The sequence below is a fragment of the Stenotrophomonas sp. STEN014 genome (assembly GCF_056760315.1).
On sequence record NZ_JBRREN010000001.1, the window covers coordinates 392,621 to 415,233 of the forward strand.

Consider the following 22,613-nt stretch of genomic DNA (forward strand, 5'->3'; position numbering starts at 1 on the left):
TTCCGGGCCCCGGCACCCCGGGCCGGGTAACCCGCCCGCACTTCGCGTTTCGGCCCGCTGCGTTTCACTGCGCGTCGGCCATCATCTGCGACGCACCGCGCGATGAATTGCCCATGGCTTCGCCCGTCTGCCGACAGCCGCGGGCCGAAGGGGCGCCGTGCAAGATGTCGCGTCCTGACCCGGCGCCAGGCCTACATGGCGTCCATCAGACTGCGGAGAATTCAGCGCGCAGCACCTGTGCCGCTTCCACCATCGCCTCCAGTGCAGCGCGGGTCTCCGGCCACGTGCGGGTCTTCAGGCCGCAGTCCGGGTTTACCCACAGTTTTTCCGCCGGCAGCACCTCGCTGGCTTTGCGCAGCAGCTCGATCATCTCGGCGTGGTTGGGCACGCGCGGGGAATGGATGTCGTACACGCCGGGGCCGACCTGGTTGGGATAGTCGAAGCGGGCAAAGGTATCGAGCAGTTCCATCCGCGAGCGCGAGGTCTCGATCGAGATCACGTCCGCATCCAGGGCCGCCACCGCGTCGATGATGTCGTTGAACTGCGCGTAGCACATGTGGGTATGGATCTGGGTGGCGTCAGCGACGCCGCCGGCGCTGATGCCGAACGCGGCCACCGCCCAGTCCAGATACGCCTGCCATTGCGCCCGTCGCAGCGGCAGGCCTTCGCGCAGGGCCGGTTCGTCGATCTGGATGGCGCGGATCCCGGCCGCTTCCAGATCCAGCACCTCATCGCGCAGCGCCAGCGCGATCTGCATGCAGGTCTGGGCGCGTGACTGGTCGTCACGCACGAACGACCACTGCAGCACGGTCACCGGTCCGGTCAGCATGCCCTTGAGCGGCCGCTCGGTCAGCGATTGGGCGTACTGCGACCAGCGTACCGTCATCGGTGCCGGCCGGCTGACATCGCCATAGATCAGTGGCGGTTTCACGCAGCGCGAGCCGTAGCTCTGCACCCAGCCGTTGCCGGTGAAGGCGAAGCCCTGCAGCTGTTCGCCGAAGTACTCGACCATGTCGTTGCGCTCGAACTCGCCATGCACCAGTACGTCCAGCCCGATCTGCTCTTGCAGGCGCACGCAGTGCTCGGTCTGCGCGGCGAGGAAGCTGTCGTAGTCGGCGCTGGACAGCTTGCCGGCGCGATGCCGGGCGCGGGCATCGCGCACTTCCTGTGTCTGCGGGAACGAGCCGATCGTGGTGGTCGGGAACAGCGGCAAGCGCAGCGCCTCGGCCTGCCGCTGGCGGCGCTGCGCATGGGCGCTGGCGCGCACACCCGCGTCGGCATCCAAGGCCGCCAGCCGTGCTTTGACCGCCGGGTTGTGCACGCGCGGCGACTGGCGGCGCGATTCCAGCGCGGCGCGGGCCTGCGCCAGTTGCGGCGAGGTATCGCGGCTGCCGGTCAGGGTGTCGGCGATCAGCCGCAGTTCTTCGAGCTTCTGCCGCGCGAATGCCAGCCAGCTGCGCAGCTCCGGCTCGAGCTTCTTCTCCAGCGCCAGGTCCACCGGGCAATGCAGCAGCGAGCAGGACGGCGCCAGCCACAGCCGGTCCGGGCCGCGGTGGCCGAGCGCGTAGCGGGCCAGGATCAGGGCGTTGTCCAGCGCGCTGCGCCAGACGTTGCGGCCGTTGACCAGACCTAGCGACAGCACGCGCCCGGCCGGCCATGCGCGCAGCACCGCGTCGAGCTGCTCGGGGGCGCGCACCAGGTCTACATGCAGGCCTTCGACCGGCAGCGATGTGGCCAGCTCCAGGTTGTCGTCCAGCGCACCGAAGTAGGTGGCCAGCAGGATCTCCGGGCGCGGCTGGCCGGCAAGGACGGCATAGGCGTGGCGAATGGCATCACGCGCGGCCGGGTCCAGGTCCTGCACCAGCACCGGCTCGTCCAGCTGCACCCAGCTGGCGCCCTCCTCCCTGAGGGCGGCCAGCAACTGCGCGTAGGCCGGCAGCAGCGCATCGAGCAGCTCCAGCGGATTGCTGTTGTCGGTGGTTTTGGACAGCAGCAGGAAGCTGACCGGGCCGAGCAGCACCGTGCGGGTCTGGATCCCCAGTGCCCTGGCCTCGCGGTATTCGGCCAGCGGCTTGTCGCCGCGCAGCGAAAAACGCTGGCCGCGCTGCAGCTCCGGCACCAGGTAGTGGTAGTTGGTGTCGAACCACTTGGTCATTTCCAGCGCGTGCAGGTCCACGCCCCCGCGCTGCAGGCCGCGGGCCATGGCGAAGTAGGCGTCCAGCGGGCAGTGCTCGGCCAGCGGCCGGTAGCGCTCGGGGATCGCATCGAACAGCACGGCGGTATCGAGCACCTGGTCATACAGGCTGAAATCGTTGCTCGGCGGTACGTCCACGCCGGCCTCGCGTTGCAGCTGCCAGTGACGCATGCGCAGACTGGCGGCTGTGGCCTGCAGCTCGGCCACGCAGCTCTCGCCGCGCCAGTAGCTCTCCAGGGCGCGCTTGAGTTCGCGGCGCGCGCCGATACGGGGAAACCCCAGGTTGGTAACGGTAGTCATGATTCTTTCCTCATTGCATGGGCATTGAGGAACGAAGGAACCGCGCGGTGGGCGCATGCCTTGCGGCTGCCTCCACCCCGCCAGCGACCTTCGCCCCCGCGGGCGAACCGGACATCTGGCGTGGATGCAGCGCACCGCTCCCGCGGCTGCAGGCTGACGGTACCGGCTGCCTCCCCGCGGAGACTCCAGGTCGAATCGGGAGACGGCAGGTCTCCCGGCCCAGGCCGGTATTCGGGCTGATGGACACGGATGCGCCTGGCATCCTCCTACTGGCCGTCGCTTCCCGGGGATGAACCCAGTGCTGTTGACGGCGGTCGTTTCCATTCACCGCTGCGGGGCAGCTCCGGAATGGCAGGCCTTGCGGCCTGCGTCACCGGATTCCCGTTTAATTCCATCCCTTCATGCGAATTAAGAGATGGATACCTGTGGCGGACACAAGGTAGGCCCCGCGGCGGTGGCGGTCAAGCACTGGTTTCAGCAGCAGGCAATCGGCTCAGTGGGCGCTGGCGCGCGAGAACAGGTTGATCACCAGCACCCCGGCGCAGATCAGGCCGATGCCGAGGATGGCCGCGGCGTCGAGCTTCTGTTTGAACACGAACAGGCCGATCAGCGAGATCAGCACGATGCCCACGCCGGACCAGACCGCGTAGGCGATGCCGGTGGGGATGGACTTCATCACCAGCGACAGCAGCCAGAAGCACACCCCGTAGCCTGCCAGCGCGCCGAGCGTCGGCCACAGCCGGGTCATGCCATCGGAGGCCTTGAGCAGGGAGGTGGCGGCCACTTCCAGGACGATGGCACAGGCAAGCAGGGCGTAGGCATTCATGGGACGTAGATCGCGGGGCACGCACGGAAGGGCGTGTACGGGATTCTACGGCGAGCCATTCCCGGCTGGATGAGCAGCGCGCCGGCCGGGCTCTTACGCCGGTTCCCTACACTCCGCGCACGCTGCGCCCTGCGCTGTCGGCCGACAGTGGTTGGAGCGCGCGGTGGGGAGGTGGATGTGAGCAGGACACGCATGGGGGGACAGTGCCGCCGCCAGGCAGCACCGGTAGCCGCAGCACGCAGGGGGCGAGCGCGGACGGTGTTGCTGGCGGCAGCGCTGTGCTGTGTTTCAACCGGCACCAGCTGGGCGCAGCACCGTTCCTACAACCTGCCGCCCTCGGTGCCGGCCGCCGAGGTGCCGCAGCTGGAGGAGCAGCGCCGCGCGCTGTTCCAGAAGATCCTCGCCAACCCGGCCGATGTCGATACCGGTTTTGCCTATGCGGTGCTGTCCACCCGCGTGGGCGACTACGAAGCGGCCATCGGCACCTATGAACGTCTGCTGGTGCAGCATCCGGCCACGCCGCGGCTGCAGCTGGAACTGGCCGCGCTGTACTTCCGGCTGGGCGCCTATCCCCAGGCCCGCACGCTGTTTGACGCGGTGCTGGCGCGGACCGATACGCCCGAGCCGGTGCGGATCAAGGTCGAGGGCTATCTGGCGGTGATCGATGCCGGCAAGCGGCAACGCAGCGGGTTCTCCGGGCGCGTGATGCTCGGCAGCCGCTGGGAAAGCAATGCCAACGCGGCGCCGGATGTGAACTCGATTTCCCTCAACGGCCTGGATTTCCTGCTGTCGCCCGAGTCGCGTGCGGCCAGCGACCTGAGCGGCCAGGTGGGGGCGAATCTGCGCTACCGGCATCTGCTGTCGCGCCACGGCGACCGCCTGGATGTGTCGCTGGGCGGCTCGGGCAATCGCTATCGCGAACTGGACCGGCTCGACAGCCAGGTGCTGGAGCTGCGGGTGGGGCCGGATTTCTCGCTCAGCCGGCTGGGACTGCGCGATGCGCGCCTGTCGCTCAGCGCGGTCACCGGACAGATGTGGCTGCAGGGCGCGCGTTACATGCAGTCGGAAGGACTGGCGCTGGCCTACCGGCAGCCGGTTGGACGCGAGGCGGCGCTGGCGGTGAACCTCGACTACCGCGATGAGCACTACACCCCGCCACCGGCCCAGGCCAGCGCGGCGGAGTTCTCCGGCCAGCGCTATCGCGCCAGCGTGAGTTACACCCGCCAGCACGCTGCCGACTGGCAATGGGTGATCGGCCCCGGTGTCGAGCGCCGTGAGGCACGCGCCGGTTACAACGCCTACTGGGAACCGCGGCTCACTGCCGGCCTGAGTCACCGTTTTGCCGCGCCAGCTGCTGCTGGCCAGCAGTCCTGGACGCTGGCGCTGCTGGGGCAGCTGGGCCGCCGCCGCAATGACGCGCCGATGCCGGTGGTGGACCGGCGCCATGTGCAGAAGGGCAACGAACTGATGCTGCAGCTGGTGCAGACCGTTCCGCTGCGCGACAGCACCGAGCTGCAGTTCTTCGCCGGCTGGCGCACGGTGCATTCGAACTACCAGATCCGCGATTACAGCAACCGCTTCGTCGGGTTTTCGCTGACACAGAGCTTCTGAGGACACGACATGGCGGCCAAATATCTTCCGGTGATCGTCCTGCTCAAGGCGGCCGTACTGTTGCCCCCGGCGTTCGCCCAGCAGCCGCAGGTGGGCGTGACCGCTGCGGTGTCGCCGGCGGCGCGCAGCCAGAGCGGAACCGCCGCCATGCGCCAGGTGCGGCTGGGCGACCACGTGCTGCGCGACCAGCGCTTCGAGACCGACGACAAGGGCGCGGTGCAGATCCTGCTGGCCGATGGCAGCAGCTTCACCGTCGGCCCGCGCTCGTCGCTGGTCATCGACCGCTTCGTCTACGACCCGGCCAAGGGCAGCGCCCGATTGGCGGCCAGTGCCAGCCGCGGCATCCTGCGGTTTGTCGGAGGAGCGGCCTCCAAAGCCAAGGGCGGTGCCTCCATCACCACCCCGGTGGGCACGGCCGGCATCCGCGGGGCGGTGGTGGATATGCTCATCGGCGATCGGCTGCGCGTCGATCTGGTCTATGGGGATGGCATCGATTGGACCGGCAATGACGGGCACTCCGGCAATCTGAGCCAGGCCGGGACGTCGATGGTGGTCGGCACGGATGGCCGGGCGACTTACCCGGGGGATCTGCCCGCGCTGTCGCCGGGAGCCGTCCCCGACTCGCCCAATCCGCCGATGGGCGATGCCGGAGGGCTGGACGGCAATCCCAGTGGCCTGGCCGGATTCAGCGGCGCGCCGATGGCGATGGATCCGGCCGACCGCAGCCGTACGCCAGAGCAGGCCGGTGGCGGCAGCACCCCGGACAGCGACGAGCTGACGTTGGCCGCCACTTATGGCGATATCGCAGCCGTGCCGGAGCCGGAGCCCGAGCCCGAGCCGGAGCCCGAGCCGGAGCCGGAGCCGGAGCCGGAGCCGGAGCCAGAGCCAGAGCCCGAGCCAGAGCCAGAGCCCGAGCCAGAGCCAGAGCCAGAGCCAGAGCCGGAGCCGGAGCCGGAGCCGGAGCCGGAGCCCCCGTTGCAAACGCTGACAGGCACGTACAGCGGCTTCGCGTCGAGCTTCAGTGGTGGCCGTGCGGCCCTCGGCGGCAGCGCACAGCTGGTTTTCGATGTGACCGCCGGAACGTTCTCCGCGCGCATCGCGCCGATGCAGTGGGAGGGTGCGGCCTACGAGGTCGTCGATGGCCAGTACGTGTCCAACACCGAGTACGGCGCCAGCAACAGCTACGGCACCCTGCAGGTGGCGGCCGACCCGGCGTTGCTGTGTGACTGCGACTACCTCAGCTGGGGCCACTGGGAGGCGCTCGTGCCCACCAACGGCACCGAGTACAGCGCCGAGCACGGCTACTGGATCGTGGGCAACGTCACTCCCGCTGCGCAGCTGCCCACCGATATCGTCGCCAGCTACAGCGGCCATGCGCTCGGAGCGGTGAGCGATGGCGTCTCCGATACCCGTACCGTCCGGGGCGACTTCAGCGCGACCGTGGATTTCGCCACCGGCACCGGCAGCCTCCAGATCAGCAACTTCGATGGACGCACCTTTGGCGACCGCAATCTGGATATCAACACCATGGCATTGCCGGGCACGCCCGATGGCGCCTTTGCGGGAAGCCTGATGGACGACCAGAACAGTTCGCTCAGTGGCGGCTACAGCGCCGGTTTCGCCAGCGATGGCGAGGACAAGGCTGCGGCGATGTTCGGCACCTTCCAGGTCGAGGAGGGCGAATGGTCGGCCAGCGGTATTTTCGGCGGTACCCGTGATGCCGGCGCTGCCAAGTGAGCGGCGGTCGATGATCAGAGCGGCAAACACGCGGCCACTGCGCCCGGGCAAGGCCCGGCTGCTCTTCGCGGGTGTGCTGGTACTGCTGCTGACGCTGGTGGCGGACGTGGTGCTGCGCGATGGCCTGGCGCGACTGTCGGACCTGCTGTTCGATGCCTTCCAGCGCAGCGCGCCGCGCACGGCTTCGGCCGATCCGGGCGTGGTCGTGGTGGATATCGATGAGGCCTCGCTGCAGCGGGTCGGCCAATGGCCGTGGCCGCGCGACCAGATCGGGCAGCTGGTCGACACCGCCGGCCAGCTGGGGGCGGCCGCCATCGCTTTTGACATGGTTTTCACCGAACCCGATCGCACCTCGCTGGGGCCACAGCTGCAGCGGTGGCGCGCGCAGGGGCTGGATATCCGCCTGCCGCCGCAGCTGGCGCTGGATAACGATGCGCTGTTCGCCGCGGCCATCGTCCGCCATCCGGTGGTGATGGGGGTGGCGCCGGCCGATGAAGTCGGCCGTGAGCTGCCATCGCCGCTGGCCGGGCTGTCCTTTGCCGGGACCGATCCGCGCCAGTACCTGCCGGCCGTCCGGGGCGGCCTGTCCAATCTGCCGGTGCTGACCGCGGCCGCCAGCGGCCTTGGCAGTTTTTCGTTTCCGCCGGCCCACGACAACATCATCCGTTCGATGCCGCTGGTGACCGCGGCCGCGGGCCAGCTGTATCCCGGTCTCGGCGTGGAGGCGCTGCGTGTGGCGCAGGGTGCGTCGGGCCTGGTACTGCGTTCCACCGATGCCAGTGGCGAACGCGGCGGCGGGTCGCTGGCGCTGATGTCGGTGAAGGTTGGCGCGCTGGAGTTGCCGGCCTCCGGGCATGGGCATCTGCGCCTGCATTACTCGGGCATGCCGCACATGAGCGTGATTCCTGCATGGCAGCTGCTGCAGTCCGACGCGGCGAGGTTGGCGGCCAAGGTGGAGGGGCGCATCGTGCTGGTGGGAACCTCGGCGATCGGTCTGCGCGATATCGTCGCCACTCCGCTGGCGTCGGCCGCGCCGGGTGTCAACGTGCATGCCGAGCTGATCGACCAGGCCTTGAACCAGCAGTTCCTGCAGCGCCCGGACTGGGCACGCGGTGCCGAGGTGCTGGTGGCGGTAGTGGGCGCGCTGCTGTTGTTGCTGGTACTCAACGGCAGTCGTCCGCTGCTGTCTTCGGCGGTGTTGCTGGGATTGCTGGTCGCGGTGCTCGGCGGCGCATGGTGGGCGTACCGCCGGCACGCCTGGCTGCTGGATCCGCTGCCGGCCGTGTTGTGTCTGTTGGCGGTGTTCCTGACCCTGCTGCCGACGCTGCTGTTCATCGGCAACCGGGAAAAGCGCTTCGTGCGCTCGGCGTTCGGGCGATACCTGTCGCCGGCGCTGGTGGAGCGGCTCTCGCACGACGCCCAGGCGTTGAAACTGGGTGGCGAGAGCCGCCCGATCACCGTGCTGTTCTCCGATATCCGTGGCTTCACCGCGCTGTCGGAAAACCTGTCGCCGGACGCACTCACCTCGCTGCTCAACCGCTATCTCACGCCGATGACCGATGTGCTGCTGGCCCATGAGGCCACCATCGACAAGTACATCGGCGATGCGATCATGGCGTTCTGGAACGCACCGGTGGATATCGCCGCGCATCCGCGCAAGGCGTGCCTGGCGGCACTGGGCATGGTGGCGGCGGTGGATGCGCTCAACCGTGAAAGTGGCGGGGCGATCCGCATCGGGATCGGGCTGAATACCGGCGAGGCCTGCGTCGGCAATCTCGGTTCGCAACAACGCTTTTCCTATTCGGCCATCGGTGACACAGTCAATCTGGCCTCGCGCGTGGAGGGGTTGACCAAGTTCTACGGTGTCACGGTGCTGGTCACCGGGGCGGTGAAAATGCAGGCCACCGATCTGGCCTTCATCGAAGTCGACCGGGTGCGGGTGGTGGGGCGCAGTGAGCCGGTGGTGTTGCATGCGCTGCTGGGAAATGCCGACCTGGTTGCCGACCCGGCATTCCAGCAGTACGCGCAGGCGCATGCGCAGATGCTGGCGCGGTACCGTGCGGCCGAGTTCGATGCGACCGCTTTGGCGTTGCAGGTGCTGCGCGAATTCCCCGTCGCCGCCTCGCTGGCTGCATTGCATGACCGGTATGCGGACCGGCTCGAGCAGTTGCGGGCTCAACCGCCGGCGCAGTGGGATGGCATCTTCACTGCCACCGCCAAGTAGTGCCAGACTCCAGACCTAGCCCGAGCCGTGTGCGCAGATGGCCCCCTACGACATCCTCCAGACGTTCCTGCTGTTGATCCTCGGCCATGCGGTGGCCGATTACCCGTTGCAGGGCGAATTCCTGGCCAGAGCCAAGAGCCGCTTTTCGCCGATGCAGGGTGTGCCGTGGTACCAGGCGCTGGGCGCACATGCGGTGATCCATGGCGGCGCGGTCGCGCTGATCACCGGCAGTCTGCTGCTGGGCGTGCTGGAGACGGCCAGCCATTGGCTGATCGACGACCTCAAGTGTGGCCGCCGTATCAGCTACAACCTGGACCAGCTGCTGCACGTGCTGTGCAAGGCGTTGTGGCTGGGCGGGCTGCTGGTGTTCGGGCCGCTGCCCTGAGGGCGGTCAGTCCTCGAATTCGGGCATGACTTCACCGCGCTGCCAGGCCTGGATGCCTTCCAGGCCACCAGCCTTGTCCAGGAAGCGGCGCGTGTACTCGTAACCGGCCTGCTCCTGCGCGCGGCCGAGTTTGAAGTTCAGCAAGCCCATGCCCGGCACGGCCGGCGGCTTGAGCAGCAGATCGCTGCCCAGCCCGGTGCCGCGCAGCATGCGCCCGGAGGTGATCTGCATCGAACGTGCCGCCACTTCGCCCAGACGCGGGAAGTCATCGTCCCTGCGCTGTCCGCGCAGCAGCTGCCAGGCCAGCGCCAGCCGCGAGGGCACGCGCTCATAGGCGCTCTTGACCTGCCATTCCTTGCCCGGAGAGAGCATCGAGACCATGTTCGGACCGCTCTTGATCGCGCGCATCACCGAGATCGGCACGTTGTTCATGACCCCGCCATCGACCAGCACCTGGCCCTGCGCGTTGATCCATGGCGGCAACGCCACCGGGATCGCTGTGGAAATGCGCAGCGCGTGCCGGGACAGCCCGTGCCGCACCACCTCCAGTTCATTGGTGGAGAGGTTGGCGCCGACCGCGAAGAAGTTCAGTGGCAGGTCCTCCAGGCGTGAATCACCCAGCTGGTCCTGCATGCAGGCATCCAGATGGCGGTGATCGAGCAGGCTGTACCAGGGCAGGGTGAAGCGCCCCAGCGCCTTGCGCTTGATGAAGAAATGCTCGTAGTCGGCCAGCATCGAATGGGCGTCGTCGCCGGCCGCGTAGGCGTGGGCAACCACCGAGCCGATCGAGGTGCCGCCGATGATGTCCAGCTCAATGCCGGCTTCGCCCAGGGCGCGCAGGGTACCGATGTGCCCGGCCCCCAGCGCGCCGCCGCCGCCGAGCACGGCCCCCAGCGCCCGTCCGGTCAGCAGGCGGGCAACACGGCCGAAGTCACCTGGCCGGTCCAACGCGACGTGGTGATGCAGGTGCAGCGCACGCCCCTGCAGCCAGTGCCGGGTATGGGCGATGGCCGTGCGGGACTGCTCCCGCCACAACAGCAGACTGGTCTGGCGTGGGCGGAACAGGGGGGCGGCGTAACGCTCCAGCTCGCCCAGCGCCACCGGGCCGGCGTTGGCCTCATCCAGCCGGCCACACAGCAGCAGGTGGTCGCAGTGACGCAGCGCGGCGCGATCCCATGCCGGGTTGCCGTCACCACTGACCAGCAGCAGTGTGCTGCCGCGCTGTTCCTGCCCCCCCAGCCACTGCGACATCAGGCGCTCATCGTCCGCGGCCACATCGCCAGGCAGGTCACGGGCGCGCAGCACGCAGACGCGGCTGCCGCTGTCGCGCAGCGCCTGCACCAGATCGGCCACCAGTGATTCGGGCACTGCCGACTGGCCGGCCGCACACAGGCCGACAGCATCGGCGATGCGCGGTGCCAGCGCCGATGCGGCGGCGGTGGTGGCTGCCAGCCGTCGCCCCAGCGTGCGCAGGATCGACTGGATGAAGTCCGGTTGGGCCGCCGCCAGGCGGTCAAAATTCTCGCGGCTCAGTTCCAGTACTTCCGAATCACGGCTGGCCACCACATCGGCAGTGCGGCTCAGGCCGCCGAAGAACGCGATCTCCCCGACCGGCTCGCCGGCACCGATCTCGGCCACCAGATGCCGGCCATCGAGCAAGACCTCGAAGCGCCCACGCAGCACGTAATAGACGTGGTCGGCGCTGTCGCCCTGGCGCACCAGGTGCTCGCCCTTGTGCAGCTCCACCCGTCGCATCTGTGAAAGAACGCTATCGCGCTGCGCCTCGGAAAGACCGCTCAACAAGTCGGGAGGTGACGCGGAAGTGGCGATGTCCACGGGTGTACTCATAGGGAAGGTGGGGCAGGTTGACTGGGCAGTCTCGCAGCGCGGGAGGGAAATATGGAATGACCGGACCGCAACGATACCTGCGCGGCGGTGTCGTCACCATCGGCCCTATGCACGCGGATTTTCGCCGTTTCCATCGCGGTCCGCGGCGTGTCGTGGATTGTCGTTGTTGCGATTGCGCGATACCGGTTCGAAGCGGCGCTGGCGCGCCTGTGCCAACGGGGTTCAGGCGTGTCGTTTACTCTTTGTGCCCCCTTGTTCTTCGCCGCCGGTCGCCTCCACGACCGGTGGGCCACGAAATCGCGTATCCGCCCATGCCCCTGTCGCCCATTTCCACTACCCGTTACGCCGCCTCGCTGCGCCTGTCCGTCGCCCCGATGATGGACTGGACCGATCGCCATTGCCGTGCTTTCCACCGGCTGCTGGCGCCGGGTGCACGGCTGTATACCGAGATGGTGCATGCCAATGCGGTGATCCATGGGGATCGCGAGCGTCTGCTGGGCTTCGATGGCAGCGAACAGCCGCTGGCGCTGCAGCTGGGAGGCAGCGAACCGGCGCTGCTGGCGCAGGCCGCGCGCATTGCCGCTGACTGGGGCTATGACGAGGTCAACCTCAACTGCGGCTGTCCGTCGGACCGGGTGCAGGCCGGGCGGTTTGGCGCCTGCCTGATGCGCGAACCGGAGCTGGTGGCCGATTGCGTGGCGGCGATGGCTGCTGCGGTGGAGATTCCCATCACGGTGAAGTGCCGGCTGGGCGTGGACGAGGACAACGACTATGCGGTGTTCGCCGCCTTCGTCGACCGGCAGGTCGCCGCCGGCGCGGCGATGGTCGTGGTGCACGCGCGCAACGCCTGGCTCAAGGGCCTGTCGCCGAAGGAGAACCGCGAGATTCCGCCGCTGCGCTACGAGTGGGCGTACCGGCTCAAGCAGGAGCGTCCGGCGTTGCCGGTGGTACTCAATGGCGGCATTGCCACGGTCGAGGCCGCGCAGGCGCAGCTGGCACAGGTCGATGGGGTGATGCTGGGGCGCGCGGCCTATCACGACCCCTATGTGCTGCATGCGCTGGAGGCGGCGCAGACCGGCATGGCCTTGCGTCCGCGGGAAGAGCTGCTCACCGCCTTCCGTCCGTATATCGAGGCCCAGCTCGGGCGAGGACTGGCGCTCAAGCACATCACCCGCCACCTGCTCGGGCTGTTCCACGGCCAGCCCGGTGGCCGCGGTTTCCGCCAGGTGCTGAGCGAAGGCGCACACCGTCCGGGCGCGGACTGGGCGCTGATCGAACAAGCGCTGCAGGTGACCCGCGAGCAGGCCGCCCGCGCCGCATGACCTTGGAAGTGGTGTTGGTTTGGCCATCTAGCTGAACGTGGCCGGTGGAGGCGGGGAGGAGTTCAGATCGGATTCACCCCTAAAAATCAATTATTTGCCTCGATTTCGTGAGCTTCCTAGAAGTTTTTCTGGACCCGCGATTCACGATTTTTGAACGTTCCGTCGCAGTCCGATAGGATCACTGCATGCTTCCGGCCAGCCGCCATGTTTTCCCCCTCGTCGTTGCCGCAGCCCTGGCTGCCGCCGGTGCGGTCGTGGCGCCGGCTGCGGCACAGGAACAGCGCCCGGAGGCGCGCGGCGTCAGCAACGAGGCCGGAGTAGCCCGCAACGCACCCCGGATGCAGGCCAATGGCCGCTCGCTGTCCGACGCGGTGCGTCGTGTGCAGCGCGAAACCGGGGGCCGCATTCTCGGTGCCGAGCGCGTGCCCTACGATGGCCGCGATATCAATCGCGTCAAATACATGGATGACCGCGGCCGGGTGCGTTATATGGACGATCCCTCGCCGCCGGTCCCGCGCGGTTCGCGCCGGGCCGATCCGCCACCACGCGGCGATAACTCCTGAACAGCGATAATCGCCCGCGTTCCGCATCAAAATGCTGGCCCACGGCCGGCCCAAGTTACTAGGGAGAGTTCATGCGTATCCTTCTGGTCGAAGACGAAGCCCCGCTGCGGGAGACCCTGGCAGCCCGCCTCAAGCGCGAAGGCTTCGCGGTAGATGCGGCGCAGGATGGCGAGGAAGGCCTGTACATGGGCCGCGAAGTCCCGTTCGACGTGGGCATCATCGATCTGGGTCTGCCCAAGATGTCGGGCATGGAGCTGATCAAGGCGCTGCGTGACGAGGGCAAGAAGTTTCCGGTGCTGATCTTGACCGCGCGGTCGAGCTGGCAGGACAAGGTCGAGGGTCTGAAGCAGGGCGCCGACGACTACCTGGTCAAGCCGTTCCATGTCGAAGAGCTGCTGGCGCGTGTCAACGCGTTGCTGCGCCGCGCCGCCGGCTGGTCCAAGCCGACCCTGGAATGTGGCCCGGTGGCGCTGGATCTGGCGGCGCAGACCGTCAGTGTCAGCGGCAGCAATGTCGACCTGACCAGCTACGAATACAAGGTGCTCGAGTACCTGATGATGCACGCCGGCGAGCTGGTGTCCAAGGCGGATCTGACCGAGCACATCTACCAGCAGGATTTCGATCGCGATTCGAACGTGCTGGAAGTGTTCATCGGCCGTCTGCGCAAGAAGCTCGATCCGGACGGCGAACTCAAGCCGATCGAAACCGTGCGTGGCCGCGGTTACCGGTTCGCGATTCCGCGTAACGAAGGCTGAGCCCCGTCAGGGGCGGTGCGATATGACGGGCCGTCAGTGGCTGTTGAAGCGTTGGCGGCCTCGTTCTTTGCAGGCGCGCCAGCTGCTGGCCGCGTCGGTGGGGCTGATCGCGTTCCTGGCCTTGGCCGGCTACGCACTGGATGCGGCCTTCGCCGACACTGCGCGTGCCAATCTGCGCGAGCGCCTGAAAAACTATGCCACCGCCTATGCCGGTGGCATCGACTTCACCCGCGACGGCTCGCTGTATATCCGCGAGCAGCCGCCGGATCCGCGCTTTGATGTGCCCGGCAGCGGCCTGTACCTGCAGGTGGTGATGCCCGGCGACCATGGCAATTCCATGTCCGCCGAAGGGCCGATCCTGCCGGAAGTCAGCGGCCACCTGCTTGATCCCCGGCAGGAGGTGTTCGAAGGGCCGCTGCCGATGACCCAGATCGACGGCACGCCTGGCGAGGTCTACCGCTACGGGCTGGGGCTGGTCTGGGGCGGTGACGGTGCGCCGGAAGCCGAGTTCCCCTACACCATCTATGTGCTGGAAGATTCGCGCGCGCTGGGTGCGCAGCTGCGGGTGTTCCGCGGCGCGGTGTGGTTCTGGCTCGGTGTCACCGGCCTGATCCTGCTGCTGCTGCAGACCCTGGTGCTGCAATGGAGCCTGCGCCCGCTCAAGCGCGTGATCAACGAGTTGACCAAGGTGCAGCGCGGCGAGCGCGCCCGCATGAGTGAGCGGCATCCGCGTGAGCTGGAGCCGCTGACCGAAAGCATCAACGCCTTCATCGAAAGCGAACGCGAGAACCTGGACCGCCAGCGCAATACGCTGGCCGATCTGGCGCACAGCCTGAAGACACCGATCGCGGTGCTGCGCACGCAGCTGGACAGCGGTGCCGACGCCGCCGCGCTGCGCGAGGAACTGGACGTGCAGCTGCAGCGCATGAACAACCTGGTGTCCTACCAGCTTGCCCGGGCGGCCTCTTCGGGCCACAAGCTGTTTTCCGCGCCGGTGCCGATCGAGGCCACCGCCGAAGACATCGTTCCGGGGCTGGAGAAGATCTATGCCAGCAAGGGCGTGCTGTGCGAGTTCGATATCGCCCCGGGCGTGAATTTCTATGGCGAGCCGGGTGACCTGCAGGAGTTGCTCGGCAACCTGCTGGAGAACGCGTTCAAGTGGGCGCGCCGCAGCGTGCTGCTGACCGCCAAGCCGATCCCCGCCGCGCCGGGACGCCGCGCCGGCCTGCAGCTGGCGGTGGACGATGATGGCCCGGGCATCGCCGAGGAGAATATCGCCAAGGTGCTGCAGCGCGGTGTACGCGGTGACGAGCGGGTACAGGGCCATGGCATCGGCTTGTCGATCGTGCAGGACCTGATCAAGGACTATCGCGGCGAACTGCAGGTCAAGCGTTCGGCCGAACTGGGCGGTGCCCGTTTCGAAGTGACGCTGCCGCCGGGGTTGTGAGGCTCAGACGCCGTCGAGGGCGGCGGGCGCGTCGGCAAACGGCGACGGGCCATAGAAGCGGTGCAGGTGTGCGGCCACGGCCGGCATCGCCTGCTCCAGCAGTTGCGGTGCGGAGAAGTGGTACTCGCTGACGACCGCGAAGAACTCCTCAGGGGCCTCGGCCGCATATGTATCCAGAGCGGTGTCCTCGCCGTTGTCCACCTGCCGGCGGAAACGGTCATAGCACTGCTGGAAATCGCGCGCCCACTGCTTCTGCCACTCCCGCGGCAGCGGTGGCGTGCCATCCATCGCACCATCGAGCAGGTCTATCTTGTGCGCCATCTCGTGCACGGCCACGCAGAACCCGGCCCGCGGATCGGCGATATCGGCCTGCACATCGGCCCAGGACAGGATCAGCGGACCGCTGTCCCACGCCTCGCCGATCAGTTCGTCATCCCATTCGTGCAGGATGCCGGCCGCGTCCAGATGGCTGCGGCGCACCCGGAACGCATCGGGATAGACCACCAGTTCGGACCAGCCGTGCAGGCCTTCGGCACCGAACTCGATCAGTGGCACGCAGCACAGCGTGGCCAGCAGCAGGCGCTGGGCCGGATCCAGTTCCAGCCCGGCGACCGCGGTGATGGTTTTCCGCTGCAGGAACCGCGCGACCAGCTCGCGCAGGCGGCGCTCGCGTTGCGGGACAAGCGGCCGCACCCACGGGCAAGCCTCGCGGACCTGCAGCCAAAGCGCGTCATCAACCGGAGGTGGCGGGCGTTGCCACCAGCGCCCGAATCCAGGGATCAGCGGAACATGCCCGGCAGCAGGCGGTGCCACTTCGGTGCGCGCAGGCGGGGGATGATTTCCTCATCGCTGCCACCGCCGGCCGGCGGTGTGGTGCGCTTTGTCGCCGGCGCTGGCGCGCCGCTGGCCAGATTCACCGATGCCGCTGGCACTGCAACCCGCTCCACTTCGCTGGGAGCGTAGGTGCAGCCGGTGTTGCTGGAGCCATTGAGCGCTTCGGAGGCCTGCGCTGCAACCGGCGTCAACAACAGGATCAGGCAATGTGCGAGGTGGCGCATCGACAACATCCAGAGCGGGCGAGCTCCCGATTCTAGCCTGCTTTTTTGCCTGAATTGGTCCGTGTGCTGGGCGCCCTGCCGGGCATCCCGCATAATTTCGCCGATTGTTTCGAGGAATAGCTGCCGTGGATGACCGCGAACTGCTGGCCAAGCTGGGGGCCGGGCCCCTTTCCGGCGATGCGCTGGCCCGCGAGCTGGGGCAGACCCGGGCCGCAGTCTGGAAGCGTATCCAGGGCCTGCGCGCGGCTGGCGTGGCGATTGACGGTCGCGCGGGCGACGGCTACCGGCTTGAACGTCCGGTGGAGCTGCTGTCGGCCGCGGCGATCCGCGCGGCGTTGGCGCCGGACGTGGTGAATCTGCTGGCGGATCTGCAGGTGGGCTGGACCGTGGCCTCGACCAACAGCGAATTGCTGCAGCGCAGCGCGCCTGGGCGCGGGGTGGAGGTGCTGCTGGCCGAGCGCCAGACCGGTGGCCGTGGACGGCGCGGCCGCCATTGGGCCTCGCCCTTGGCCGCCCATGTGTACCTGTCGCTGTCGCGCGCGTTTCCCGGGGGGCTGTCGCGGATGGGCGGGCTGAGCCTGGCGATGGGCGTGGCCACGGTGGAGGCGCTGCATGCCCTGGGGTTCACCGGTGCCGGCCTGAAGTGGCCCAACGATGTGATGGTGGACGGGCGCAAGCTCGGCGGTCTTCTGGTGGAGGGCGGTGGCGAGTTTGCCGGTCCGGCGCGCGCGGTGATCGGACTGGGCTTGAACGTGCATATGCCCCCGGCGGTGGCCGCGGATATCGGACAGCCGTGGATCGATCTGCAAACGCTCGGCACCGCGCCGGTCTCGCGCAATGCGGTGGTCGCCGCGCTGCTGTCGCGACTGCTGCCGGCGCTGGAATTGTTCGAACAGCAGGGTCTGGCGCCGTTTCTGCCGCGTTATGCGGCGATGGACGTGCTGGCCGGACGTGTGGTGCGGATCGAGGAGGCCGGCGTGCTGCATGAGGGCCACGCCTGCGGACTGGCCGAGGATGGCGCGCTGCGGGTGCGCATCGACGGGCGGGAAACCTGCTTCCATGCCGGCGAAGTCAGCGTGAGGGCGGCATGAGCGACTGGTTGTTCGATCTGGGCAATTCGCGGTTCAAGTTCGCGCCGCTGGTGGAGGGCGGCGTGGGTCCGGTGCAGGCCTGGGCGCACGGTGCCGAGGCGATGACCGCCTCCGCGCTGCAGGCGCTGCCACGGGGGGATACCGCGTGGGTCGCCAGCGTGGCGGCCAGCACGCTGACGGCCGAGGTGATGACGGTGCTGGACGCCCGCTTCGCGCGGGTACAGGTGGCGCGCACGCAGGTCGAATGTGCCGGTGTGCGCATTGCCTATGCGCGTCCGGAAAAGTTCGGCGTGGACCGTTTTCTCGCCCTGTTGGCCGCCGCGCGTGCGCGCCAGCCGGTACTGGTGGTGGGGGTTGGAACCGCACTGACGATCGATCTCATGGATGGCGATGGGCTGCACCGCGGTGGCCGGATCGGTGCCTCGCCGACGGTGATGCGGCAGGCCCTGCATGCCCGTGCGGCGCAGTTGCCGGCCAGTGGCGGTGACTACGCCGAGTTCGCCAACGATACGGCCGACGCCCTGGCATCGGGCTGTGACGGGGCTGCCGTGGCGCTGGTAGAGCGCAGCCTGCGCCTTGGCGCGGAGCTGCTCGGCGTGCCGCCGCAGTTGCTGGTGCATGGCGGCGGGGCGGCCCCGTTGCTGCCATTGCTGCCGCCAGCCGAGTACCGCCCGGCACTGGTGCTGGACGGACTGGCACGCTGGGCCGTGCATCAGCCCGTGCTGGAACGTTAGGATCGACCCATGTTGATCCGCTTCCTGATTGTCGTACTGGCCATCCTCAACGTGGGGGTCGCGCTGTGGTGGATGACGCCGCGGTCAGCGACCGCGCCACTGCCTGCCGATAACGAGCCGGGCGTGGCCTCGCTCGAGCTGCTGCCCACGCCGGCGGTACCACCGGCCGCCGCGCCTGTTGCGGAAGTCGCGCCGGGCCCATCCGAGCCCGCGCTGGTTGCCGCCGCGAACGCAGCACAGGCGGCGGTTGCCCCGCCCGCTGTTGCCGCTTCTGCACCCGCACCGGCCGCGCCTGAAGCCCGGGCACCGGCGCAATGTCTGAGTCTGGGGCCGTTCACCGCCCAGGCCCAGGCGCAGGGGGCGCTGTCCAGGCTGGGGGCGGTGGCCGAACGCGCGCGGCTGCGTGAGGTGCCGGGCAAGGCGGCATCCGGTTATCGCGTGCTGATCCCGGCAGCGGCCACCCGCGATGAGGCCCAGGCCACCGTCAAGCGTATTGTCGAGGCCGGCTTCAGTGACTACTTCATCATCGCCCAGGGGGATGATGCCAATGCGGTGGCGCTGGGCCAGTACCGCAATCGCGAAGGCGCCGAGCGCCGCCAGGCGGCGCTGACGGCAGCGGGGTTTCCCGCCAGGCTGGTCGCCAATGGCAGTGAAACGCCGCCCAGCTGGTGGATCGATGCGAGCGTGGCGGCAGGCTCCAGCCCCGCGGTGCTGGCGCAGCGCAGCGGCGCGGCGCAACAACAATCGCTGGATTGCACCCGGCTACGCTAGAATGGCGCCCCGCCGGTCCAGTGATCCGGCGGGTTTGCGCGCTGTGATGGCGTAAACTGTCCGCGCGGCTGCAATGGCTCGCCGGACGCACAATCTTGCCGCTTTAGCTCAGTTGGTAGAGCAACTGTCTTGTAAACAGTAGGTCATCCGTTCGATTCGGATAAGCGGCACCACCCTTCCCTTCCGTTTGCCTCCTGCTGCGCTGCCGCGAGGCGTTCGTGCGGCTGCTCGCTAGACTGCGCTGATTTGCAATGGAGGTATCGGTATGGCCGTTTTTCGTCCCGTGTCGCTGATCGGGGTACCCACGGATGTGGGGGCCGGCCATCGCGGAGCCCGTCTGGGGCCCGAGGCGCTGCGCATTGCAGGCTTGCCGGAGGCCCTGGTCGCGCGCGGTGTGGAGGTGCGTGATGTGGGCAATCTGCAGGGGCCGCGCAATCCCTGGAGCGGGCCGGTGCACGGCTACCGGCATCTGGATGAAGTGGTGGCCTGGAACAGGGCGCTGATGGAGGCGACCTACGCCGAACTGGCCGATGGACGCCTGCCGATCATGCTCGGTGGCGATCATTGCCTGGGCATCGGCTCGATCACCGCGGTGGCACGCTGGTGCCGCGAGCAGGGCAAACAGCTGCGCGTGCTGTGGCTGGATGCGCATTCGGATTTCAACACCTCCGAGGTCACGCCCTCGGGCAACATCCACGGCATGCCGGTGGCCTGCCTGTGCGGACTGGGCCCGGATGCGTTGACCCGGCTGGGAGGGAATGCGCCGGCGATCTCGCCGCAGCAGGTGCGACAGATCGGCATCCGTTCGGTGGATGCCGAGGAAAAGCGCCTGATCAAGCAGCACCACGTCGATGTCTACGACATGCGCTATATCGATGAGACCGGGATGAAGCGCACCCTGCAGCAGGCATTGGCCGGCATCGACGCCAATACCCACCTGCATGTCAGTTTCGATGTGGATTTCCTGGATCCGAGCATCGCGCCCGGCGTCGGCACCACGGTGCCCGGTGGTCCCAACTATCGCGAAGCACAGCTGGTGATGGAAATGATCGCCGACACCGGTCTGATGGGATCGCTGGACATCGTCGAGCTCAATCCCTTGCTGGATCACCACAACAAGACCGCCGAGCTGGCGGTGGATCTGGTGGAAAGCCTGTTCGGAAAGTCCACGCTGATGCGGGGCTGAGCCTGAACGCACCGGGCCGCTGTTCACGCCCACTGCACAGCGCACTCGCCAGATTCACCTGCACCTGCGGGCAGGTCGGCTGCGGATGTCCGCCGCCGGCTCCCGCCAGATGCAAAGGAGAAGTCGGATGAAGCGAGTGCTGATGTTGGCCCTGCTGGGGCTGTTTTCGGTCGGAATGCTCAGTGGCTGCAACACCGTTGCCGGTGCCGGCAAGGATATGCAGAAGGCGGGAGAGAAGGTGGAAGACAAGGCCGGCGATTGCAGTGACGGCAAGTGCTGACGGCAGTGCTTTGCGGCAAGACTTGGGTGTCTACTCACAACAGGAGAAAAACATGAAGCGTCTGGTTGCTCTGGTGCTGGTGTCGATGTTCTCGATGGCGATGCTGTCGGCCTGCAACACGGTTGCCGGTGCCGGCAAGGATGTGCAGAAGGCCGGTGAGAAGGTCGAGGATGCTGCCAAGGGTCATTGATCCGGCAGGTACCTGTTCGAGTTCAAGCAACAAGGCCGGCACTGCCGGCCTTGTTGCGTTATACGAGGTCAGACGTTGAAGCTGAAGCATCGTTCACCGACATCAGCATGGGCCAACGAAGCGTGGACCTGATGCCAACATCGTCGCTGCCATGGTGGTCCCACGCGAACCAACCGCGTATCCCCCGAAAGGAGCAACGTAATGAATAAAGACATCATTTCCGGCAAGTGGACCCAGCTCAAGGGCAAGGTGCAGGCCAAGTGGGGCGACATCACCGATGACGACATGAAGGTGGCCGAAGGCAACGCCGAATATCTGAGCGGGCGCCTGCAGGAACGTTATGGCTGGGCCAAGGATCGCGCTGAGAGCGAGGTGCGTGATTTCGAAAAGGCCCTGCACAAGGAATATCCGGATTACCACTGAGCGCCTTCGCGCAGGTGATTGAAGAAGGGCCGCAGCGATGCGGCCCTTCCTGTAAGGGCACGCAGGGCGGGTGTGGGTGCGTTGATCGGTACTGGACCTCCGGGAGGAATTACCGGCGATGGGATGCCGGTGCTACCGCTCGCGGCACGTACGAAGTCCCGCATCAGGCGTGGCGGCTCGCCTCGCGGTCCGCCGCGGACTTGGAGCCCCACAGGGTGCGATGCCGCACAACACGCGGGCGCACAGACCGTGCATGGCCAGCTCCCGGGCAGTGAACGGCCCGTCGAACACGCGGATGGGGGCGGCGACGGGGACCGGCGGGGTTACACTGGCCGGGTTCATTCCTCTGTCACCCTTGCGTTCATGACTACCCGCGTCCTTACCGGCATCAAGCCCTCCGGCACCCCGCACATCGGCAATTACCTGGGGGCGATCCGCCCGGCCATCGCCGCCAGCCGCGCTGCCGACACGGAAAGCTTCTTCTTCCTGGCCGACCTGCACAGCCTGATCAACACCCAGGATCCACTGCGCGTGCAGCGCTCCACCCTGGAGATCGCCGCCAGCTGGCTGGCCGCGGGGCTGGAGCCGGACAAGGTGTGGTTCTACCGGCAGAGCGATATTCCGGAAATCACCGAGCTGACCTGGTACCTGACCACGGTCGCCAGCAAGGGCCTGCTCAACCGCGCCCACGCCTACAAGGCGGCGGTGGACAGGAACCGCGAGGAAGGCATCGACGAGGACGCCGGTGTCACCGCCGGCCTGTACATGTACCCGGTGCTGATGGCCGCCGACATCCTGGTGTTCGGTGCCAACAAGGTGCCGGTCGGCCGCGACCAGATCCAGCACATCGAGATGGCGCGCGACTTCGGCCAGCGCTTCAACCACGTCTACGGCAAGGACTACTTCGTGCTGCCCGAGGCGGTGATCGACGAGGCGGTGGCCACCTTGCCGGGCCTGGACGGCCGCAAGATGAGCAAGAGCTACGACAACGTGATTCCGCTGTTCGCCCCGCGCGAGGAGCTGAAGAAACTGGTGTTCTCGGTGCTGACCGATTCGCGTGCGCCGGGCGAGCCCAAGAGCACCGAGGGCTCGGCGCTGTTCCAGATGTACCAGGCCTTTGCCAGCGCCGAGCAGACCGCCGCGTTCGCCCAGGCGTTCGCCGACGGCATCGCCTGGGGCGAGGCCAAGGCGCAGGTGTTCGAACGCATGGACGCCGAGCTGGCGCCGCTGCGCGAGCGCTACAACGCACTGATGGCCGAGCCGGCCAAGATCGAGGCACTGCTGCGCCAGCGTGGCCAGCAGTTGCGCGAGCAGTTCGCCATCCCGCTGCTCAAGCAGCTGCGCGAAGCGGTGGGCCTGCGCGACCTGTCCACCATCGGCCAGACGGCGAAGGCCGAAGCGGTGGCCAAGGTGGCGCTGCCACTGTTCAAGCAGTACCGCGAGAAGGACGGCCGTTTCTACTTCAAGCTGCTCGATGGCGAAGGCCAGCTGCTGATCCAGAGCGAAGGCTTCGACTCGCCGCGCGATGCCGGCCAGCTGATCGCCGTGCTCAAGCAGGCCGAGCAGGGCGATGCGCTGCAGAGCGAGCTGTTCAAGGTCGAAGGCGAAGTGGAGCCGGTGCTGGCCGCGCTGGCCGCGCTGCGCGAGGCCGCCGCCAAGGATTGACCC

General features: G+C 67.7%; 21 protein-coding genes, 1 tRNA gene and 1 riboswitch. Of the genes, 17 read left to right on the forward strand and 5 right to left on the reverse strand.

Annotated features, from left to right (window positions below):
- Nucleotides 1–205: 205 nt before the first annotated feature.
- Nucleotides 206–2,494, reverse strand: coding sequence for a 5-methyltetrahydropteroyltriglutamate--homocysteine S-methyltransferase (gene metE, locus ACVOMC_RS01550; RefSeq protein ID WP_481522572.1), 2,289 nt, complete (start codon nt 2,492–2,494; stop codon nt 206–208).
- Between the two features lie 205 nt (nt 2,495–2,699).
- Nucleotides 2,700–2,936, reverse strand: a riboswitch (cobalamin riboswitch).
- Between the two features lie 51 nt (nt 2,937–2,987).
- Nucleotides 2,988–3,320 (reverse strand): SMR family transporter, encoded by a 333-nt coding sequence (locus ACVOMC_RS01555; protein ID WP_481522573.1) that lies wholly within the window; start codon nt 3,318–3,320, stop codon nt 2,988–2,990.
- 258 nt (nt 3,321–3,578) lie between these two features.
- Between ACVOMC_RS01555 and ACVOMC_RS01560 the strand changes: the two genes are divergently transcribed.
- Genes ACVOMC_RS01560 through ACVOMC_RS01575 form a run of 4 tightly spaced genes read left to right on the forward strand, consistent with a single transcriptional unit; the run spans nt 3,579 to nt 9,277 of the window.
- Nucleotides 3,579–4,931, forward strand: a complete 1,353-nt coding sequence (locus ACVOMC_RS01560; protein ID WP_481522574.1) for a surface lipoprotein assembly modifier — start codon at nt 3,579–3,581, stop codon at nt 4,929–4,931.
- A 9-nt stretch (nt 4,932–4,940) separates the two neighbouring features.
- Nucleotides 4,941–6,668, forward strand: a complete 1,728-nt coding sequence (locus ACVOMC_RS01565; protein ID WP_481522575.1) for a FecR family protein — start codon at nt 4,941–4,943, stop codon at nt 6,666–6,668.
- Between the two features lie 10 nt (nt 6,669–6,678).
- Entirely contained in the window at nt 6,679–8,892 is a 2,214-nt protein-coding gene (locus ACVOMC_RS01570; RefSeq protein WP_481522576.1) for a CHASE2 domain-containing protein, read from the forward strand.
- Nucleotides 8,893–8,929: 37 nt separating this feature from the next.
- Nucleotides 8,930–9,277, forward strand: a complete 348-nt coding sequence (locus tag ACVOMC_RS01575; RefSeq protein WP_481522577.1) for a DUF3307 domain-containing protein — start codon at nt 8,930–8,932, stop codon at nt 9,275–9,277.
- Between the two features lie 6 nt (nt 9,278–9,283).
- Here ACVOMC_RS01575 and ACVOMC_RS01580 read toward each other — a convergent pair whose 3' ends face one another.
- Nucleotides 9,284–11,125 carry a cyclic nucleotide-binding and patatin-like phospholipase domain-containing protein gene (locus tag ACVOMC_RS01580; RefSeq protein ID WP_481522578.1) on the reverse strand — a complete coding sequence of 614 codons (1,842 nt, stop codon included), beginning with the start codon at nt 11,123–11,125 and terminating at the stop codon, nt 9,284–9,286.
- 311 nt (nt 11,126–11,436) lie between these two features.
- Here ACVOMC_RS01580 and dusA point away from each other — a divergent pair, with 311 nt between their 5' ends.
- The 4 genes from dusA (at nt 11,437) to ACVOMC_RS01600 (ending at nt 15,212) form a co-directional block, all read left to right on the forward strand.
- Complete coding sequence (gene dusA / locus ACVOMC_RS01585) at nt 11,437–12,447, forward strand: tRNA dihydrouridine(20/20a) synthase DusA (RefSeq protein WP_481522579.1); 1,011 nt, start codon at nt 11,437–11,439, stop codon at nt 12,445–12,447.
- 185 nt (nt 12,448–12,632) lie between these two features.
- Entirely contained in the window at nt 12,633–13,010 is a 378-nt protein-coding gene (locus tag ACVOMC_RS01590) for a PepSY domain-containing protein (RefSeq protein ID WP_481522580.1), read from the forward strand.
- Between the two features lie 71 nt (nt 13,011–13,081).
- Entirely contained in the window at nt 13,082–13,765 is a 684-nt protein-coding gene (locus ACVOMC_RS01595; protein ID WP_053520384.1) for a response regulator transcription factor, read from the forward strand.
- Between the two features lie 22 nt (nt 13,766–13,787).
- On the forward strand, nt 13,788–15,212 hold the full coding sequence (locus tag ACVOMC_RS01600; RefSeq protein ID WP_057505837.1) for an ATP-binding protein: 1,425 nt from the start codon (nt 13,788–13,790) through the stop codon (nt 15,210–15,212).
- Between the two features lie 3 nt (nt 15,213–15,215).
- Here the strand turns inward: ACVOMC_RS01600 and ACVOMC_RS01605 are convergent, their stop codons facing one another.
- Together ACVOMC_RS01605 and ACVOMC_RS01610 are read right to left on the reverse strand one after the other, a co-directional pair.
- Nucleotides 15,216–16,025, reverse strand: a complete 810-nt coding sequence (locus tag ACVOMC_RS01605; RefSeq protein WP_481522581.1) for a M90 family metallopeptidase — start codon at nt 16,023–16,025, stop codon at nt 15,216–15,218.
- Complete coding sequence (locus ACVOMC_RS01610) at nt 15,992–16,270, reverse strand: hypothetical protein (protein ID WP_481522582.1); 279 nt, start codon at nt 16,268–16,270, stop codon at nt 15,992–15,994. The genes ACVOMC_RS01605 and ACVOMC_RS01610 overlap by 34 nt, the downstream gene beginning before the upstream one ends.
- Nucleotides 16,271–16,395: 125 nt before the next feature.
- Here ACVOMC_RS01610 and birA point away from each other — a divergent pair, with 125 nt between their 5' ends.
- The 9 genes from birA to ACVOMC_RS01655 all read left to right on the forward strand — a co-directional run bounded on the left by birA (nt 16,396) and on the right by ACVOMC_RS01655 (nt 22,610).
- Nucleotides 16,396–17,361 (forward strand): bifunctional biotin--[acetyl-CoA-carboxylase] ligase/biotin operon repressor BirA, encoded by a 966-nt coding sequence (birA, locus tag ACVOMC_RS01615; RefSeq protein WP_481522583.1) that lies wholly within the window; start codon nt 16,396–16,398, stop codon nt 17,359–17,361.
- Nucleotides 17,358–18,095, forward strand: a complete 738-nt coding sequence (locus ACVOMC_RS01620; protein WP_481522584.1) for a type III pantothenate kinase — start codon at nt 17,358–17,360, stop codon at nt 18,093–18,095. The genes birA and ACVOMC_RS01620 overlap by 4 nt, the downstream gene beginning before the upstream one ends.
- 9 nt (nt 18,096–18,104) lie before the next feature.
- Nucleotides 18,105–18,866 (forward strand): SPOR domain-containing protein, encoded by a 762-nt coding sequence (locus ACVOMC_RS01625; RefSeq protein ID WP_057505839.1) that lies wholly within the window; start codon nt 18,105–18,107, stop codon nt 18,864–18,866.
- 97 nt (nt 18,867–18,963) lie between these two features.
- Nucleotides 18,964–19,039: transfer RNA gene (locus ACVOMC_RS01630), tRNA-Thr, on the forward strand.
- Nucleotides 19,040–19,131: 92 nt separating this feature from the next.
- On the forward strand, nt 19,132–20,052 hold the full coding sequence (rocF, locus tag ACVOMC_RS01635; protein ID WP_054659631.1) for an arginase: 921 nt from the start codon (nt 19,132–19,134) through the stop codon (nt 20,050–20,052).
- Nucleotides 20,053–20,179: 127 nt separating this feature from the next.
- Entirely contained in the window at nt 20,180–20,332 is a 153-nt protein-coding gene (locus ACVOMC_RS01640; RefSeq protein ID WP_054659629.1) for an entericidin A/B family lipoprotein, read from the forward strand.
- Nucleotides 20,333–20,384: 52 nt separating this feature from the next.
- A complete protein-coding gene (locus ACVOMC_RS01645; RefSeq protein WP_054659628.1) occupies nt 20,385–20,522 on the forward strand; it encodes an entericidin A/B family lipoprotein in 138 nt (45 codons plus the stop codon).
- 201 nt (nt 20,523–20,723) lie between these two features.
- Nucleotides 20,724–20,945: a CsbD family protein gene (locus ACVOMC_RS01650; protein ID WP_054659626.1), complete on the forward strand. Its 222-nt coding sequence runs from the start codon at nt 20,724–20,726 to the stop codon at nt 20,943–20,945.
- Nucleotides 20,946–21,308: 363 nt separating this feature from the next.
- Nucleotides 21,309–22,610, forward strand: coding sequence for a tryptophan--tRNA ligase (locus tag ACVOMC_RS01655; protein WP_481522585.1), 1,302 nt, complete (start codon nt 21,309–21,311; stop codon nt 22,608–22,610).
- The last annotated feature ends 3 nt before the right edge of the window (nt 22,611–22,613 follow it).